At 45.1% G+C, this 17,915-nt stretch carries 14 protein-coding genes and 2 tRNA genes; 15 read left to right on the forward strand and 1 reads right to left on the reverse strand.

What is annotated here, in order from left to right:
• The first annotated feature begins 159 nt into the window (after positions 1–159).
• From folP to rpsO, 12 genes are all read left to right on the forward strand, one after another.
• Positions 160–993 carry a dihydropteroate synthase gene (gene folP, locus HQQ92_RS03885; RefSeq protein WP_028761455.1) on the forward strand — a complete coding sequence of 278 codons (834 nt, stop codon included), beginning with the start codon at positions 160–162 and terminating at the stop codon, positions 991–993.
• A gap of 80 nt (positions 994–1,073) precedes the next feature.
• Entirely contained in the window at positions 1,074–2,411 is a 1,338-nt protein-coding gene (glmM, locus tag HQQ92_RS03890) for a phosphoglucosamine mutase (RefSeq protein ID WP_028761454.1), read from the forward strand.
• A 194-nt stretch (positions 2,412–2,605) separates the two neighbouring features.
• Positions 2,606–3,388, forward strand: a complete 783-nt coding sequence (gene tpiA, locus HQQ92_RS03895) for a triose-phosphate isomerase (protein ID WP_006082720.1) — start codon at positions 2,606–2,608, stop codon at positions 3,386–3,388.
• Between the two features lies 1 nt (position 3,389).
• Entirely contained in the window at positions 3,390–3,725 is a 336-nt protein-coding gene (gene secG, locus HQQ92_RS03900; RefSeq protein ID WP_028761453.1) for a preprotein translocase subunit SecG, read from the forward strand.
• An 11-nt stretch (positions 3,726–3,736) separates the two neighbouring features.
• Positions 3,737–3,823 (forward strand) — tRNA-Leu (locus HQQ92_RS03905).
• Between the two features lie 82 nt (positions 3,824–3,905).
• Positions 3,906–3,982, forward strand: a tRNA-Met gene (locus tag HQQ92_RS03910).
• Between the two features lie 173 nt (positions 3,983–4,155).
• Positions 4,156–4,611, forward strand: a complete 456-nt coding sequence (gene rimP / locus HQQ92_RS03915; protein WP_006082718.1) for a ribosome maturation factor RimP — start codon at positions 4,156–4,158, stop codon at positions 4,609–4,611.
• Positions 4,612–4,640: 29 nt separating this feature from the next.
• Positions 4,641–6,140: a transcription termination factor NusA gene (gene nusA, locus HQQ92_RS03920; protein ID WP_028761452.1), complete on the forward strand. Its 1,500-nt coding sequence runs from the start codon at positions 4,641–4,643 to the stop codon at positions 6,138–6,140.
• Positions 6,141–6,165: 25 nt separating this feature from the next.
• On the forward strand, positions 6,166–8,808 hold the full coding sequence (infB, locus tag HQQ92_RS03925; protein ID WP_105251699.1) for a translation initiation factor IF-2: 2,643 nt from the start codon (positions 6,166–6,168) through the stop codon (positions 8,806–8,808).
• Positions 8,809–8,865: 57 nt separating this feature from the next.
• Positions 8,866–9,324, forward strand: coding sequence for a 30S ribosome-binding factor RbfA (gene rbfA / locus HQQ92_RS03930; protein WP_028761449.1), 459 nt, complete (start codon positions 8,866–8,868; stop codon positions 9,322–9,324).
• On the forward strand, positions 9,324–10,289 hold the full coding sequence (gene truB, locus HQQ92_RS03935) for a tRNA pseudouridine(55) synthase TruB (RefSeq protein ID WP_028761448.1): 966 nt from the start codon (positions 9,324–9,326) through the stop codon (positions 10,287–10,289). The genes rbfA and truB overlap by 1 nt, the downstream gene beginning before the upstream one ends.
• Before the next feature lie 148 nt (positions 10,290–10,437).
• A complete protein-coding gene (gene rpsO / locus HQQ92_RS03940) occupies positions 10,438–10,707 on the forward strand; it encodes a 30S ribosomal protein S15 (RefSeq protein ID WP_028761447.1) in 270 nt (89 codons plus the stop codon).
• 191 nt (positions 10,708–10,898) lie between these two features.
• On the opposite strand, the gene HQQ92_RS03945 is transcribed toward rpsO, so the two are convergent.
• The gene (locus HQQ92_RS03945) at positions 10,899–12,953 is read right to left on the reverse strand and encodes a bifunctional diguanylate cyclase/phosphodiesterase (protein WP_105251701.1); all 2,055 of its coding nucleotides are present in this window, start codon (positions 12,951–12,953) and stop codon (positions 10,899–10,901) included.
• Between the two features lie 195 nt (positions 12,954–13,148).
• Here HQQ92_RS03945 and pnp point away from each other — a divergent pair, with 195 nt between their 5' ends.
• The 3 genes from pnp to HQQ92_RS03960 all read left to right on the forward strand — a co-directional run bounded on the left by pnp (position 13,149) and on the right by HQQ92_RS03960 (position 17,914).
• Positions 13,149–15,248 carry a polyribonucleotide nucleotidyltransferase gene (gene pnp, locus HQQ92_RS03950; RefSeq protein ID WP_173243267.1) on the forward strand — a complete coding sequence of 700 codons (2,100 nt, stop codon included), beginning with the start codon at positions 13,149–13,151 and terminating at the stop codon, positions 15,246–15,248.
• A 197-nt stretch (positions 15,249–15,445) separates the two neighbouring features.
• Positions 15,446–16,348 (forward strand): lipoprotein NlpI, encoded by a 903-nt coding sequence (gene nlpI, locus HQQ92_RS03955; protein WP_173243270.1) that lies wholly within the window; start codon positions 15,446–15,448, stop codon positions 16,346–16,348.
• A gap of 360 nt (positions 16,349–16,708) precedes the next feature.
• The gene (locus HQQ92_RS03960) at positions 16,709–17,914 is read left to right on the forward strand and encodes a site-specific integrase (RefSeq protein WP_173243273.1); all 1,206 of its coding nucleotides are present in this window, start codon (positions 16,709–16,711) and stop codon (positions 17,912–17,914) included.
• Position 17,915: the final 1 nt, after the last annotated feature.

Here is a 17,915-nt window from a genome sequence, read left to right on the forward strand (position 1 = left end):
TTAGCAATTTGACTGCGCTGTCATTGATACTCTCTGCCACCATTGATATTTATCTTCTGACAGTTAGTCATTTCGGATAGAAAATGAAGGCTTGAAATTAATGACGCAAGTTATGCCAGTGAGTAAAATCGTAAGTGTTCGTATTACAGGAGTAAATGCGTGTTTGAACTGATTGCTGGCACTAAACGCCTCGCGTTATCTTCGCCCATTGTGATGGGTATACTTAATGTCACTCCCGATTCTTTTTCCGACGGTGGTCAATATTCTTCCTATGAGCTTGCCTGTCAGCATGCCGATGACATGGTGGCTCAAGGCGCGGGAATGATAGACATTGGCGGTGAGTCGACAAGACCTGGCGCCGCCGAGGTGAGCTTAGCCGATGAACTTGCGCGGGTGATCCCGTTGGTGAAATATGTTGCGGCGCACCATGATGTGTGGATTTCGGTCGATACCAGTAAACCTGAAGTCATGCGTCAAGCTGTTGCTGCGGGCGCACATTTGATTAACGATGTGCGCGCCCTGATGGAACCCGGTGCGCTTGAAGCTGCTGCAGAGTTGCAAGTCCCCATATGCTTAATGCATATGCAAGGTGAACCCAAAAGCATGCAATTTGCACCGACTTACCATAATGTTATTGAAGAAGTTTCTGCCTTTTTAACTGAGCGGATTGAAGCTTGCTTGCGAGCTGGGATCCCCCGTGAATTATTAATACTCGATCCGGGATTTGGTTTTGGTAAAAGCTTAGAGCATAACTATGAATTACTGGCGAAGCTCGACTGTTTTGCCCAGTTTGATTTACCGATATTGATAGGATTGTCTCGTAAGAGCATGATAGGAAACCTCTTAGCAAAACCGACCTCAGAACGTCTTGCTGGGAGCCTTGCTGGCGCTATGATAGCGGCCCAAAAGGGTGCTCATATCATTCGTGTGCATGATGTTACTGAAACTGTGGATATGCTCAAGGTGTTACAAGCGACACAAGCGTATTTTTAAGCATCGTTATGCTCTCGTTAAGCATTTAATTAATATTATGATCCCAAATCATTGGGACACATTTGAGTTTGTGGAGCGATATGAAAGAACGTAAATTTTTTGGAACTGACGGTATTCGGGGAAAAGTCGGTTCAGGTCAAATGACGCCTGAGCTCGCGCTTAAGTTAGGTTGGGCGGCGGGGCGCGTGTTATCCCGCAGTGGTACCAAAAAGGTGATTATAGGTAAAGATACCCGTATTTCGGGCTATATGTTTGAGTCGGCATTAGAAGCTGGCCTTTCTGCTGCAGGCCTTAATGTGATGTTAATGGGACCTATGCCAACACCAGCTGTAGCCTATTTAACGCGCACGTTTCGCGCCGAAGCTGGGGTGGTGATCAGCGCGTCACATAATCCGTATTACGATAACGGTATTAAGTTTTTCTCCACCGACGGCAGTAAGTTAGACGATAACCTAGAGCTAGAAATTGAAGCCGAGCTTGAAAAGCCCCTCGTTTGTGTTGAGTCGCATCTATTGGGGAAGGTATCGCGTATTGAAGATGCCCGTGGCCGTTATATTGAGTATTGCAAAGGTAATTTTCCTGCAGAACACACGTTAACTGGGCTAAAAATTGTGGTTGATTGTGCCCATGGCGCAACTTATCACATAGCGCCAGCTGTGTTTCGTGAGTTAGGCGCCGAGGTGATTGCCATTGGTGATAAACCCAACGGGATGAACATCAATGATAAAGTGGGCGCGACGTCCATGGGCAAAATTTGTGAAACCGTTCTAGCCGAAAGTGCCGATTTAGGCATTGCACTCGACGGTGACGGTGACCGTATTATGATGGTCAACAGCAAAGGCGAAGTGATCGACGGTGATCAAATTTTATATATTCTGGCCTGTGATGCGAAATCCCGTGGCGTATTACGCGGTGGTGTAGTTGGTACGTTAATGTCAAATCTTGGGCTTGATCTCGCCTTGCAAGCATTAGACATCCCCTTTGCGCGTTCGAAAGTGGGCGACCGTTATGTGATGGAACTACTTAAAGAACTCGATTGGCGCATCGGCGGTGAAAATTCAGGGCATATCCTCAATCTTGATCACGGGACAACTGGTGATGGCATAGTTGCGGGGATTTTAGTGTTAGCGGCTATGCGTCGTCAGAATGCCACGCTAGAAGAACTGACTTCTGCGATGGAAATGTTGCCGCAGGTGTTAGTCAATGTGCGCTTTGAAGGCGAGCATGACCCTCTTAAGTCAGATAAAGTTAAAGCGGCGCAGGCACAGGTTGAATCTCAACTGGGAGTGCGTGGCCGAGTATTATTACGTAAGTCAGGTACTGAACCTTTGATCCGTGTCATGGTTGAAGGTGACGATCATAGTGCAGTATTGGCGCACGCAAATTTGATTGCGGATGCGGTAAAATCGGCAAGCTAATATTTACTAATTTTGTAATGAGTGCGGCTGATACCAATTTAAAATTAAGGTGTTAGCTGCACAAATGAACAGAAAACAGCTTTGGCGTGTAAAAAATAAGCATTCCAACCTGATATCTGAAAAAATTCGAATTTAGCTATTGTAACTTAATAAGTGGTTCGCTATTATTCACGCCGCTTTCAGAGGAGACAGTGATGGCACTCAGACGTCCTATGGTAGCTGGCAATTGGAAGATGAACGGCAGTGCGGCATTAGCCCAAGAGTTGTTCAAAAAATTTGCCTCTAAGCTCCAAAATGATTCAGCTGAAGTGGTTTTATGCCCGCCTTCTATCTATCTAGAGAGCGTTAGGCAACTGCTAGAAGCAAACAAGGAAGCGTTAGACGGTTCACTTGTTAGGATGGGCGCTCAAAACCTAAGTCAACATGACTTTGGCGCTTATACAGGAGAAGTTTCAGGTCAGATGCTCAAAGATTCAGGATGTCGATATGTAATTATCGGGCATTCAGAACGTCGCCGTATGTACGGAGAGACGAGTAATATCGTAGCGGAGAAATTCGCCGCTGCACAAAAGCATGGCTTAACCCCAATTTTATGTGTGGGTGAGTCAGGTCCAGCACGCGAAGCAAGACGCACCTTCGAGGTGATTGCTGAAGAGTTGGATATAGTGATCCAGAAAAATGGCACTATGGCTTTTGATAACGCTATTATCGCCTACGAGCCGCTTTGGGCTGTAGGAACAGGTAAAAGTGCTACACCAGAGCAGGCACAAGAAGTTCATGCGTTTATTCGCAAACGCCTCTCTGAAGTGTCTCCGTTTATCGGAGAAAATATCAGGATTCTCTACGGTGGTAGTGTGACACCGAGTAATGCTGCAGATTTATTTGCCCAACCTGATGTTGATGGTGGACTGATTGGCGGTGCTAGCTTAAACTCTAGCGAGTTTTTAAGTCTGTGTACCATAGCGATGAGCGCATAATATGTATGAAGTTCTAGTAGTTATTTACTTGTTGGTTGCATTAGGTCTAATCGGCTTAGTATTAATTCAGCAAGGTAAGGGAGCTGACATGGGGGCCTCTTTTGGCGCCGGTGCATCAGGTACTCTTTTTGGTTCAAGCGGTTCAGGTAACTTCCTGACACGTAGTACGGCGATTCTTGCCATTGCGTTTTTCACTTTAAGTCTGCTTATTGGTAACTTAAGTGCAAACCACGCAAAAAATGAAGATTCATGGAAAGATTTAGGTTCAGACACTGAACAGGTTACCCAACCTGTTGAGCAAGGAACCCAAAAGTCAGAAACGAAAATTCCTGACTAGTAAAAGGTGTCGCCGAGGTGGCGAAATTGGTAGACGCGCAGCCTTGAGGTGGCTGTGACCTAACGGTCGTGCGGGTTCAAGTCCCGCTCTCGGCACCAAATATAACTAAGATAGACGAGATAAGTTCTCTCTTAGTTATTGCAAGAAATGACGATAGTCAATATACTTGCACACAGTTGACGCGGGGTGGAGCAGCATGGTAGCTCGTCGGGCTCATAACCCGAAGGTCGTCGGTTCAAATCCGGCCCCCGCAACCAGCTCCTAGTAACGAATAGTGTTTGAACTCGTTATGGTTTACAGGTTCTTGAAATTAATGACCTCGTGATTACGGGGTTTTTTGTTATCTGGGACTTTTAAATTTGTCGCATGCTTCGTATGTGGCGTTGTACTAGGGCTATTAAGCCCTTTTTTGTTTTTTCGGGGGTCAATCTTGGCAACGTTAGAATTCAGACTGGCAGAAATGCTCAAAGTACCTGTGGAAGCATTAGGCTTTCAGCTGTGGGGCATTGAATATGTTCAAGCGGGTAAGCATTCCACACTGCGAGTGTTCATTGATGGTGAGAATGGTATCAATATTGAAGATTGTGCCAATGCAAGTCGCCAAGTCAGTGCTGTACTCGATGTTGAAGATCCTATTTCTACAGAATACACCCTAGAGGTTTCTTCGCCAGGCGTAGATAGACCCTTATTTACTGCTGAGCAGTACGCGGGCTATGTAGGCGAGGATGTAAAGCTTCAATTGACTATGCCGGTTGACGGCAGTCGTAATTTAAAAGGCGCCATCACTGCGGTCGACGGGCAAATGCTCTCGCTGAAAGTGAATGGTAAAGAGTTAGTTGTCGCATTGGATAATATCCGCAAAGGCAACTTAATCGCTAAGTTTTGATGGTTTCAAGGTGAACGAGGCAAGACGAGATGAATAAAGAGATTCTGCTAGTCGCTGAGGCGGTTTCAAATGAAAAGGCCGTTCCACGCGAGAAAATTTTTGAAGCGCTAGAGATTGCTCTGGCCACAGCAACCAAGAAAAAGTACGAAGGTGATATTGACGTTCGTGTTGCTATCGACCGTAAAACCGGTGGTTATGATACTTTCCGTCGTTGGATGGTAGTTGATGATCACGGTGAAGCGTTAGAAAACCCTTATCGTGAAATCACGTTAGAAGCGGCACGTTACGAAAATCCGGACATCCAGCCTGGCGAGTTTATCGAAGACGATATCGAGTCAGTGGTGTTTGACCGTATTACCACTCAAACCGCTAAGCAAGTGATCGTACAGAAAGTACGTGAAGCTGAACGTGCGCAAGTGGTTGAGCAGTTCCAAGATCAAGAAGGTGAGTTAATCACTGGTGTGGTCAAAAAAGCGACTCGCGAGAGCGTAGTGGTTGACTTAGGTAATAACGCTGACGGCGTATTGTTCCGTGAAGACTTAATTTCACGCGAATCTTTCCGCCCTGGTGACCGTGTGCGTGCATTATTGTACTCAGTACGTCCAGAAGCTCGTGGTGCACAGTTATTCTTAAGCCGTACTAAGCCTGAAATGCTGATCGAGCTTTTCCGTGTTGAAGTGCCTGAAATCGCTGACGAACTGATTGAAATCATGGGCGCTGCTCGTGATCCAGGCGCTCGCGCTAAGATCGCCGTTAAGTCGAATGATCGCCGTATCGATCCTATCGGTGCGTGTGTGGGTATGCGTGGTGCGCGTGTACAAGCCGTTTCGAATGAACTGGGTGGCGAGCGTGTTGATATCGTGTTGTGGGATGATAATCCAGCACAATACGTGATCAATGCCATGGCGCCAGCCGATGTTGCCTCTATCATAGTCGACGAAGATAACCATTCTATGGATATCGCTGTTGAAGCCGATAGTTTGGCACAAGCCATTGGACGTAATGGCCAGAACGTACGTTTAGCAACACAACTGACTGGTTGGGTTCTGAACGTTATGACAGTGGAAGATATGAATAAGAAACATCAGGCAGAAAGTGCCAAGGTGGTTGATTTATTTGTTAACTCACTGGATGTCGATGAAGATTTTGCACAAGTACTGGCAGATGAGGGCTTTACGTCGCTCGAAGAAGTTGCCTATGTGCCTGTGTCTGAACTATTGGCGATTGACGGTTTTGACGAAGATCTCGTCGAAGCTTTACGTGAACGTGCAAAAGCGGCGATCTCAACTCGAGCTCTCGCTACTGAAGAAGCACTGGATGGTGTGGAGCCAAGTGAAGAGTTGCTAGCACTTGAAGGTGTTGAAAGACACTTAGCCTATGTTTTCGCTAGCAAAGGTATTGTGACTCTAGAAGACTTGGCTGAACAAGGCATTGATGATTTGATCGAAATTGAAGAATTGACAGAAGAAAAAGCAGGTGAGCTCATCATGGCAGCCCGCAATATCTGTTGGTTTGGCGAAGAAGCATAAGTCGATCAACAGGGGGATTTAACTGATGGCAGATACTACCGTAGAGAAATTGGCCACGGAAGTGGGTAAAAGTGTTGAACGTCTGATTGAGCAATTCTCTCAGGCTGGAATTAAGAAAGGCCAAGCTGATAAAGTGACTGAAGCTGAAAAGCAGCAGTTACTGGATTATCTGAAAAAGCAGCACGGTGGCGAAAATGCGCCAACGAAAATGACGCTGCAGCGTAAAACCGTATCGACCCTAAGTGTGGCCGGTAATGGTGGTCAATCTAAAGATGTTAAAGTTGAAGTTCGTAAAACACGAACTTTCGTTAAGCGTGATGCTAATGAGGCTACTCTGAAGGCTGAAGAAGAAGCGAAAGCCGAAGCAGAAGCTTTGGCAAAAGCAAAGGCCGAAGCAGAAGCTGCTGCGGCAGCAAAAGTGAAAGCTGAAGCAGATGCTAAGGCAAAAGTGGAAGCAGAAGCTAAGGCGAAAGCTAAAGCAGCAGCCGAAGTGAAAGTGGTTAAAGATATGTCACCAGAAGCAGAAGCGGCTCGTCTAGAAGCTGAACGTTTGAAAGCGGCGCAAGAAGCGGCAACCAAACGTAAGCAAGACGAAGAAGCGGCTAAAGCGGCAGAAACTGCTCGCTTACTCGCTGAAGAACATTCTAAGCGCTGGGCCGAAGAAGAGCGCCAACGTTTAGAAGCCGAGAAAAACGGTGATCATCACATCACGACATCTAAAGTAGCTCGTGCTGCTGAAGATACTTCTGATCTGGATGAAGAAAAACGCGGACGTCGTGCTCGTAACAAGAGCAACGCGAAAAAACGTGGCGGCAAAGATGCCCGTGACGGCCGTGAAAAGCACATGCGTAACCGCAGTACTGCACCTGAGTCTATGGCGCATGGCTTCAATAAGCCAGTGGCAGCAGTGAGCCGTGATGTGCGTATCGGTGAAACTGTTACTGTTTCTGAACTTGCGCATTTAATGGCAGTGAAAGCGACTGAAATCATCAAACAGATGATGAAAATGGGTTCTATGGTCACGATCAACCAAGTGTTAGATCAAGAGACTGCCCAGCTAGTTGCTGAAGAAATGGGTCACAAAGTTGTGCTTATCCGTGAAAACGAACTTGAGCACCAAGTGCTACAAGACCGTGATGATGAAGATGGCATCAAGCTAGAATCTCGTGCACCAGTTGTGACTATCATGGGTCACGTTGACCACGGTAAGACTTCGTTACTCGACTACATTCGCCGCGCTAAAGTGGCTGCTGGCGAAGCCGGTGGTATTACTCAGCATATCGGTGCATACCATGTTGAAACTGAAAATGGCATGATCACTTTCCTTGATACTCCTGGTCACGCCGCGTTTACCGCAATGCGTGCCCGTGGTGCCAAGGCAACGGATATTGTTGTGCTAGTTGTTGCTGCCGATGACGGTGTAATGCCGCAAACAATCGAAGCTATTCAACATGCTAAAGCTGGTAACGTGCCATTAATCGTGGCTGTGAACAAGATGGATAAACCGGAAGCGGATATCGATCGCGTTAAGAGCGAATTGTCACAACACGGTGTTATGTCTGAAGATTGGGGTGGAGACAACATGTTTGCCTTCGTTTCAGCTAAGACAGGTGAAGGTGTTGACGAACTGTTAGAAGGTATCTTACTGCAAGCTGAAGTTCTCGAACTGAAAGCGGTACGTGATGGTATGGCTGCCGGTGTGGTCATTGAATCACAATTGGACAAAGGTCGCGGCCCTGTGGCTACGATTCTGGTTCAAGAAGGTACGCTGCGCCAAGGTGATATCGTTCTGTGTGGTCTTGAGTACGGTAAAATTCGTGCAATGAAAGACGAAAACGGTCGTTCAATCACTGAAGCGGGTCCATCTATTCCTGTTGAAATTCTAGGTCTGTCAGGCGTTCCGTCTGCAGGTGATGAAGCAACAGTCGTTCGTGACGAACGTAAAGCTCGCGAAGTTGCCCTGTATCGTCAAGGTAAGTTCCGTGATGTGAAACTGGCACGTCAGCAAAAATCTAAGCTAGAAAACATGTTTGCGAACATGACAGACGGCGAAGTGAAAGAACTGAACATCGTTCTTAAAGCAGACGTACAAGGTTCACTCGAAGCGATTACTGATTCGTTAACAGGTTTGTCTACCGACGAAGTGAAAGTGAACATCATCGCTCGCGGTGTGGGTGCACTGACTGAAACGGATGCAACCTTAGCGGCTGCCTCTAACGCTATCATGGTTGGCTTTAACGTACGTGCCGATGCACAAGCCCGTAAGACTATCGAAAGTGAAAGTGTTGATTTACGTTACTACAGCGTTATCTATAATTTGATTGATGAAGTGCGTGCAGCGATGACAGGTATGCTGTCTCCTGTGTTCAAACAACAAATTATCGGTCTGGCTGAAGTTCGTGATGTGTTCAAGTCACCTAAGCTGGGTGCAATTGCTGGCTGTATGGTGACCGAAGGTACCATCAAGCGTAGCGCGCCAATTCGCGTACTACGTGATAACGTTGTTATCTACGAAGGTGAACTCGAATCGCTACGTCGCTTTAAAGACGACGTTGCTGAAGTTCGCAATGGTATGGAATGTGGTATTGGCGTTAAGAACTACAACGATGTTCGCGTAGGCGACCAAATCGAAGTATTCGAAACCGTCGAGATTGCTCGTACTCTGTAACGATAATAAGGGCGGCTTTAGCCGCCCTTATCAATTTAAGCTATGGTAAGAAATATTATGGCAAAAGAATTCAGTCGTACTCGTCGAATCGCTCAGCAGCTTCAGCAAGAACTTGCTCAAGTGCTACAGCGCGACATGAAAGATCCTCGTATTGGCTTTGTGACTGTGAATGACGTCGACGTCTCTCGCGATCTCAGCTATGCCAAAGTGTTTGTGACTTTTTTCGAAGAAGACAAAGCTGTCGTTCAAGAAAAGCTAAACGCTTTGATCAGCGCAGCTCCTTATATCCGCACTTTAGTGGCGGGTCGTATGAAGCTGCGTGTCATGCCTGAACTGCGTTTTATCTACGATAGCTCGCTAGTTGAAGGTATGCGCATGTCTAACTTAGTTAGCCAAGTGATCAACCAAGACAAAGCGAAGCAACAGCAATTTGGCAGCGAAGACGCATCGGTTGAAGATGAAGTCTTAGGTGATGATATTGCTGATGACGCAGATGAAATGGAAGGTAAAGATTAATGGCTCGTCGTCCAAAAGGTCGTTTTATCGATGGGATAGTGCTGCTGGATAAATCCACTGGCATGAGTTCTAACTTTGCATTGCAAAGGGTAAAGCGCTTTTTTAATGCGAATAAAGCTGGGCATACGGGCGCACTCGATCCGTTAGCGACAGGTATGTTACCTGTATGCTTAGGTGAAGGGACTAAGTTTTCTCAGCATCTATTGGATGCCGATAAACGCTACTTAGTCACGGCAAAGCTTGGCGAACGGACAGATACCAGTGATTCCGATGGTGAAGTGGTGCAAACCCGCGCCATTGATTTTACCGAGGCGCAGCTATTAACTGCGCTTGATTTCTTCCGTGGTGAAACTCAGCAAGTGCCTTCTATGTATTCCGCGCTGAAATATCAGGGTCAGCCCCTGTATAAATATGCCCGTGAAGGCATAGAAGTGCCGCGTGAATCTCGCCCTATTACGGTATTTGAGCTAAATTTCATCGGTCTTGAAGGCGATGAGCTGACCTTAGACATTCATTGTTCTAAGGGCACTTATATTCGCACTATCATAGACGATCTCGGTGAGATGCTCGGTTGTGGCGCCCATGTGATTATGCTGCGCCGCACCCAAGTTGCGCAGTATCCCTATGCCAGAATGGTGACCTTAGAACAACTCGAAGCGCTAGTTGCTCAAGCCCATGAACAACAGATAGATCCGAGCGTATTACTCGACCCTCTGTTATTGCCTATGGACACGGCCGTGGCCGATTTTCCAGAGGTGAATGTGCCGGATGCGATAGCTCCTTACTTAATGCAAGGTCAAGCGGTTCGTGTGCCGGTTAATGCAGAATTGAAAACCGATGAGTTGGTACGTATCACTTTAGGTGACATTCGCCGATTTGTGGGGATTGGCACAATGAACGAAGATGGCTTATTAGCGCCGAAACGACTCATTGTTATCCATGACGAACCTGCAGAAACGCATTAGCCCGTTATCCATCGACAAATGATTAAATTAGTTGATGCATTAGTCCCCGCCTTTTATTGCGCTAGGGTGGGTTTATGGGTAAAATAGCGCGCCCTCTGGCTGAGTTAGTGATCGGCTAGAGATTCATATTATTTATTTGGAGATATACATGTCACTAAGTCCTGAAGCAAAAGCAAAAATTTTGGCTGATTTTGGCCGTTGTGAAAACGACACTGGTTCAACTGAAGTTCAAGTTGCTTTGTTAACTGCGCAAATCAACCATTTGCAAGATCACTTCAAAGAGCACATTCATGATCACCACTCACGTCGTGGTCTGTTACGTATGGTTAGCTCACGTCGTAAGTTAACTGCTTACCTGAAACGTACTGATTTAGCACGTTACACTGCTCTGATCCAAAAGTTAGGTCTACGTCGTTAATTTCGCGTCGACTAACGTGAAAAAGGAGGCTTAGCCTCCTTTTTTATTGCCTAAAATTCAACAGAATATTTATTGTGTAAACGAGAGATATACAGAAGTTACAGCCAAAATCAGTCTAATGTTTAGGTCTGTTACGCTGAGCTTGATGTGATTAAGCATCGAATCGAAACTTAAGTGCCAATGTAAGTATCCTAAGCCCCACGTAAACCATCAAGACTGCTTATTGTTGCTGTTTGTGTTGCTATATACAGCGCTTCAAATTCTGCTTGGGGTAGAGGCTGACTAAAATAGAAACCTTGGCCGACTTGGCACTGATTTTCTTTCAACCAATCCAATTGCTGCTCATTTTCAATGCCTTCGGCCACAATGGTCAAATTAAGCTGCTTTCCCAACATTAAAATGGTCGATGCAATTGCGCTATCCCCTGGTAGATCGGAAACGAAACAACGATCGATTTTCATGGTAGTGATAGGCAAATGGCGCAGGTAAGAGAGTGAAGAATACCCTGTGCCAAAGTCATCGACTGCAATACCAAATCCGGCTGATTTCAATTGTTCAAGCTTAGCGATAGCGAGTTCAATGTCGTTCATCAACGAGGTTTCAGTGATTTCAATTTCCAGTAATTCGGGTTGGATTTGATAGCGTAATGCCATCTGTTTGATATCGGGAACTAAACTAGCATCGGCAAATTGCTGTGAGGCAACATTAATAGCAATTGGGATGGCATAGTTATATTTTTTCTGCCATTCCCTAAGGACTTTACAGCTTTGCTCTATCACCCAACGACCTATAGGAATGATGATACCGGTCTCTTCCGCGACGGGAATAAAGGAAATGGGGCTGATGAGTCGTCCGTCTTTTTGCCAACGGATCAAGGCTTCACAGGCGATGACTTTGCCTGTTTGCAGATCAAGTTTCGGTTGGAAATACAGTAAAAATTCATTGTTTTTTAACGCATCATGTAAAGATGCTTCAGTGCGTAAACGAACTGCTGCTCGCTCAGTCATCTGTTGTTTGAAGAAGGCCCATTGATTCGAGCCTGCAGCTTTCGCGCTGTACATGGCAATGTCAGCGTGACGGATCAAATCTTCAGCGCTGTTACCGTCTTCGGGATAAATAGAAATCCCAATTGATGCCGCAGGATGAATTGCATGTTCATTTAATTGAATCGGGACATTGAGCTGGATCAGTAGCTTATCTACAAAATCTGCTGCTTGGTCTGGGGTATGAACTGTATCGGCCAGAATAACAAATTCATCGCCACCTAAGCGGGAAACTGTGCCTTTATCACCAACGAATCGTTCGAGAATGCGGGCGATACGAGCGAGGAATTGATCGCCTAATGCGTGTCCAAGGGAATCGTTGATATTCTTAAAACGGTCTAAGTCGATAAACATCAATGCAAAGCTGCGTTTGTGTACTCGCGAGCGTTGGATAGTGACTGCGATAGTTTCAAGTAATAATGTGCGGTTAGGTAATCCAGTTAGCGGATCTCGGGTCGCCATTTTGCGCAGTTTGGACTGGGTTTGGCTAAATTGAATAAGAATTTGGTTGAATTTTGAGGTTACTAAGCCGAGTTCATCATCCTTGTGTGCGTTGGACATAGGTAAGAGATTTTCATCCGGAGAGTCGGGTTCGATCTTATCGATGGCCTCACTGATGCGTGCGATAGGCTGAGTCAGGAAGCGATGGAATACCACGGACAGCACTAAGGTGAGTAAGAGTGCACGAGCGAGAGTAGCAAAAAAACTAAATCTTAACTGCGAGAAGAGGGTGTTTGTTAGTTCTTGGGTATCGTAGAAAACCGTTAATGTACCAATGAGTTGCTGTTGTTGGGTACCTTCAAAATAAAAAGGCCTATACAAAGGGCGAGAAATTTCTTTGAGATCATCAAATAATTTATTACTTAAACTGATAAAAGTCTGTGAGTTATTCTGCTTATTATTACTGACAGAAACAAACATTGAGCCATCGTCCAGCTCAATCACCGCCGAGCCAACATGTTCGACTTTGATGGCACCCTCTAAAGTTTGACGGGCTAAATTATCATCTAATGCCCATACGGCATTTGCTGCAGGTTGTTCAACTGAATCAAGGAGTTCTTGCTGAGTGGTCGTGAGTTGTTGTTTGGTTGATACGACGACTAAAGCGATTTCAACAATAAAAATGGCAATGGCAAAAAATAGGGCAGTAAATACGACTAGGTTAGTTTGTTTCCACGTCAGTGACTTAAAACGGCCTGTCATCGGGCGCATCCTTCATGATAATTATTCACCATCGGCGAGATTTTCCGTATCAATATAAACCGCAACTCTTTGTTGATTTAACCACTTTAGTGAAAAGTTACGTATTTGTCATCATTATCTGCTCTTTATCTATTGATCCGAATTGCAGTATACTTACGCGCGTAATTCAAGGTCATTAATTAAGGAATGGGTCACGTGAATCCTATTGTAAAGAGTTTTGAGTATGGTCAACATACAGTCACCCTGGAAACGGGTGTTATAGCGCGTCAAGCTGATGCAGCCGTTTTAGCGAGTATGGGTGACACGACAGTGTTAGTCACTGTTGTCGGTAAAAAAGATGCAGATGCAGGCCGTGACTTTTTCCCTCTGACTGTTAACTATCAAGAAAAAACCTACGCAGCGGGTAAAATTCCTGGTGGTTTCTTTAAGCGTGAAGGCCGTCCTTCAGAAGATGAGACATTAATCGCTCGTCTGATCGACCGTCCAATTCGCCCTCTTTTCCCTAATGGTTTCAAAAACGAAGTTCAAGTTATTATTACCGTAGTATCTGTCGATCCACAAATCGAGCCAGATATCATCTCCATGATCGGTACTTCTGCGGCACTGGCTATTTCTGGTATTCCATTCAGCGGTCCTTTAGGTGCTGCGCGTGTGGGTTACATTGATGGCGAATACGTGTTGAACCCAAGTGTTGCACAACTTGCAGCCAGTCAGCTGAACTTAGTGGTTGCTGGTACTGCTGGTGCAGTATTAATGGTGGAATCAGAAGCCCAAGCATTACCAGAAGAAGTGATGTTAGGTTCTGTAGTTTACGGTCACGATCAACAACAAGTGGTTATCAAGGCGATTGCTGAATTTAAAGCAGAAGCCGGTAAACCAACTTGGGATTGGACTGCACCAACGCAAGATGCCGATTTAGTCGCCCAAATCAAAGAGCTTGCTGAAGCTGGTTTAGGTGATGCGTATAAAATCCAAGTTAAACAAGATCGTTATGCTCAAGTTTCTGTTGTTAAAGCAGCAGCAAAAGAAGCCTTGTTAGCGAGCAATCCAAGCGTTGATTTACGTGAAGTTGACAACTTACTGGGTAGCTTAGAGAAGAAAGTGGTTCGTGGTCGTATCATCCGTGGCGAGCCACGTATTGATGGTCGTGAACCAGACATGATCCGTGCCTTAAGTGTGTTAGCGGGCGTATTGCCACGTACTCACGGTAGCGCATTGTTCACTCGTGGCGAAACTCAAGCGTTAGTCACTTGTACTTTAGGTACTGAACGTGATGCACAGAAGATCGACAGCATCATGGGCGAGCGCACTAACCGTTTTATGCTGCACTATAACTTCCCTCCATACTCTGTTGGTGAAACAGGCATGGTGGGATCACCTAAGCGCCGCGAAATCGGTCATGGTAAGTTAGCTTGGCGCGGTATTAACGCTGTTATGCCTTCAGCGGCTGAATTCCCATACAGCGTACGCGTTGTATCTGAAATCACTGAATCTAACGGTTCAAGCTCTATGGCGTCAGTATGTGGTACTTCTCTCGCGTTGATGGATGCCGGCGTACCTATCAAGACTTCTGTAGCGGGTATCGCTATGGGTCTAGTGAAAGAAGGCGATGATTTCGTTGTTCTTTCTGACATCTTAGGTGATGAAGATCATTTAGGTGACATGGACTTTAAAGTTGCGGGTACGCGTGATGGTATTACTGCACTGCAGATGGATATCAAGATCGAAGGTATCACTAAAGAAATCATGGATATCGCACTTCAACAAGCCTATGGCGCACGTGTGCATATCCTGAACGTGATGGATCAAGCGATTGGTTCACACCGTGATGATATTTCTGATCACGCTCCACGTATCACTGTTATCAAGATCAACCCAGAAAAAATCCGTGACGTTATCGGTAAAGGTGGCGCAGTTATCCGTGCTCTGACCGAAGAAACGGGCACTACGATTGAACTGGAAGATGATGGTACTGTGAAGATCGCTTCTTCAAACGGCGAAGCAACTAAAGAAGCTATCCGTCGTATCGAAGAAATCACTTCAGAAGTTGAAGTGGGTCGTATCTACAATGGTAAGGTTATCCGTATCGTTGATTTCGGCGCATTCGTGAACATCCTGCCGGGCAAAGACGGTTTAGTACACATTTCACAAATCAGTGATGAACGTGTTGCTAACGTGTCTGATCACCTTGAGCTGAACCAAGAAGTTGCCGTTAAGGTGATGGAAGTGGATCGTCAAGGCCGCGTACGTCTGTCAATTAAAGAAGCACAAACGAAAGAAGCTGCTGCTGAATAAAATAATGAGTCTTTGACTTATTTATAGGCACACACTTTTTAAGTGATTGCATCAAAAGGAGATCAAATGATCTCCTTTTTTGTTTTGGCATTAAGAAAGTCAGTATTAATCTTAATTCCCTAATAGCGGTCCTGTGGTGGGATTGCTATCATGAAGATTCTTCTGCGTATGTTGGGAATCTAAAAAGGTAGAAATGGATGAGTCTTAAAATTAGAACCGCTGTCGTTGCTGTGCTGGCGAGTGCCAGTCTGTTGTTAGCCGGATGCGCAACCACCCAGTCTCCTTTAGATAACCATAATGATGTTGAAGGTAAATTGGTTGTCGCGCCGGTTATGCCTGATTATAAAGTCGAAGTGACACTGGCAAAACTCAACGAGATTTTGGCTACGGTCGAACTGACGAATGAACAGAGAGCCAGATTTCATTACGATCGTGGTGTGATTTACGACAGTGTGGGCTTAAGACTGCTCGCACGGATTGATTTTATGCAGGCGTTAAAACTTCAGCCTGATCTCGCTGATGCCTATAATTTCCTTGGAATTTATTACACCCAAGAAGGTGAATTCGACAGCGCCTATGAAGCCTTCGATGGCGTATTAGAGTTAGCACCTAATTATGATTATGCCTATTTGAATCGCGGCATTGCTTTGTACTATGGCGACCGCATTGATTTAGCGACTAAAGATATGCAGGCGTTTTATGCAGGCGATAATAAAGACGGTTATCGGGCATTATGGTTGTATTTGATTGATTTGAAAGCTGACTCTGTTGAAGCTAAAAAACAGTTAGCGCAGCATCGTCAGAATTTAGAAAATGATGCTTGGGCGACCGTTATCGTCGATTATTATTTAGGTAAAAAAAGTCGTGATGAGGTGTTTTCTGCCGCTAAAGTAGGCTTAACTTATCCAAAAGAATATGCTGAACGTTTATGCGAAGCTTATTTTTACCTTGCAAAAATGGCGATAGAAACTAAGCAATATCAAGATGCTGCAAACTATTTTCGCTTAGCATTGGCAACCAATATCTATGATTTTGTCGAACATAGATATGCGCGTATTGAACTCGCCAAAGTCAAAGGTTTGCTCGAAGCCACAAAATAACCTCTCTCAGCCCGAGTTCATCTCGGGCTTTGCCTAGCCAAGCTCGAACTGAGGCGCTATAATTTGCGCCTTTTTAGCGATACAAGTGCATAGGTTAACATGTCAGGCAATAAAGTAGAGGTCGATAAACGTCGCACCTTCGCGATCATATCGCACCCAAAAGATGCCCCTACTGACTCGATATGACAAACAGTTAATTTTTATTAAATTTAGCTATAATTATCAATAGTTAAGAATGTTCACGCTAGACACCTCATGACGTCCTTCCTTCTCTATAGACACCAAAAACTTGTACAAATTTGCGTACAAATTTAGACTGTACACACTCGGTTTAAAAACTTTGTACACAGTGAGTTTAAAATGTCCTTATCTGACACATGGTTAAAGGCTAATTTATCTAAAAGTTACCCCAAGTCTTTTGAACGCGCAGACCGTGATGGCCTGAGTGTTAGGGTGTCTCCGAAAGGTAAGATTACTTTTCAAATCAGATACCGCTATGTTGGAAAAGCCTGCCGAGTTGACTTAGGCTCTTACCCACTTATGTCACTTAAGGATGCAAGAACTGAATGCGTTAGATTGCGTGCAGAGCTTGAGCAAGGCAATAACCCGAAGACCGTAAAGGAACTTGAGCACAAAGCCGTTTCTACAGCGCTAACAATGTCTGAGTTGTTCATGCAGTGGTATGAGAGTTATTGTGTGGCCAATAAAACCAGTCACGCTGAAATTTTAAGATCCTTCAAATTACACGTTCTGCCAAAGATAGGTCACTTGCCTGCCGATAAAGTCTCGCTACATATTTGGCTTGATGTTATCGAGACCAAAGCAAAAACCTCACCTTCAATTGCCGATAGATTACTCACAAATGGAAAGCAATTACTTAAGTGGGGCGTCAAGCGCCAATTACTTAAGTCAAACGTATTGGTTGATATCAGCGCCAAGAGTGACCTACAAATAACTAAGAATGTGGGTGATCGCTCACTTAACAATGATGAAATTCGGTTGTTTTGGTTAGCGATAGAAGGGTCCAGAATTGCACAAAAAAATAAAATCTTTCTCAAGCTCAATCTTATCTATGGCTGCCGTAATGGTGAATTGAGGCTAAGCAAAAAATCAGACTTTGACTTCAATACTATGGTGTGGACTGTACCTCCTGAAAACCATAAAACAGGTAAGGTAACTAAAAAACCATTGCTCAGGCCAATTATTCCTGAGACAAAGGAGTTGATTGAAGAAGCCGTGCTTTTGAGTGGTGACGGTGAGTTTTTATTTAATAATGAAGGCACAGATCAGCCAATGGGGCGTTCTTCATCGCTTTCTCTGCCATACAACATTATCCAATGGCTTAAGAAGAACATGAGCTATGAAATGGAACACTGGTCAATACACGATTTGCGTAAAACGGCTCGGACAAACTTTTCAACTTTAACCGAGCCGCATGTCGCCGAGATCATGTTGGGCCATAAACTGCCAGGGCAATGGCAAGTTTATGACCACTATGAATATCTAGAAGAACAAGCTAACGCATATAGTGGATGGGTAGAAAGACTACGTAAAATCACGGCCTAGC

This window comes from Shewanella sp. DC2-4, from assembly GCF_013248875.1.
Taxonomy (GTDB): domain Bacteria; phylum Pseudomonadota; class Gammaproteobacteria; order Enterobacterales; family Shewanellaceae; genus Shewanella; species Shewanella oncorhynchi.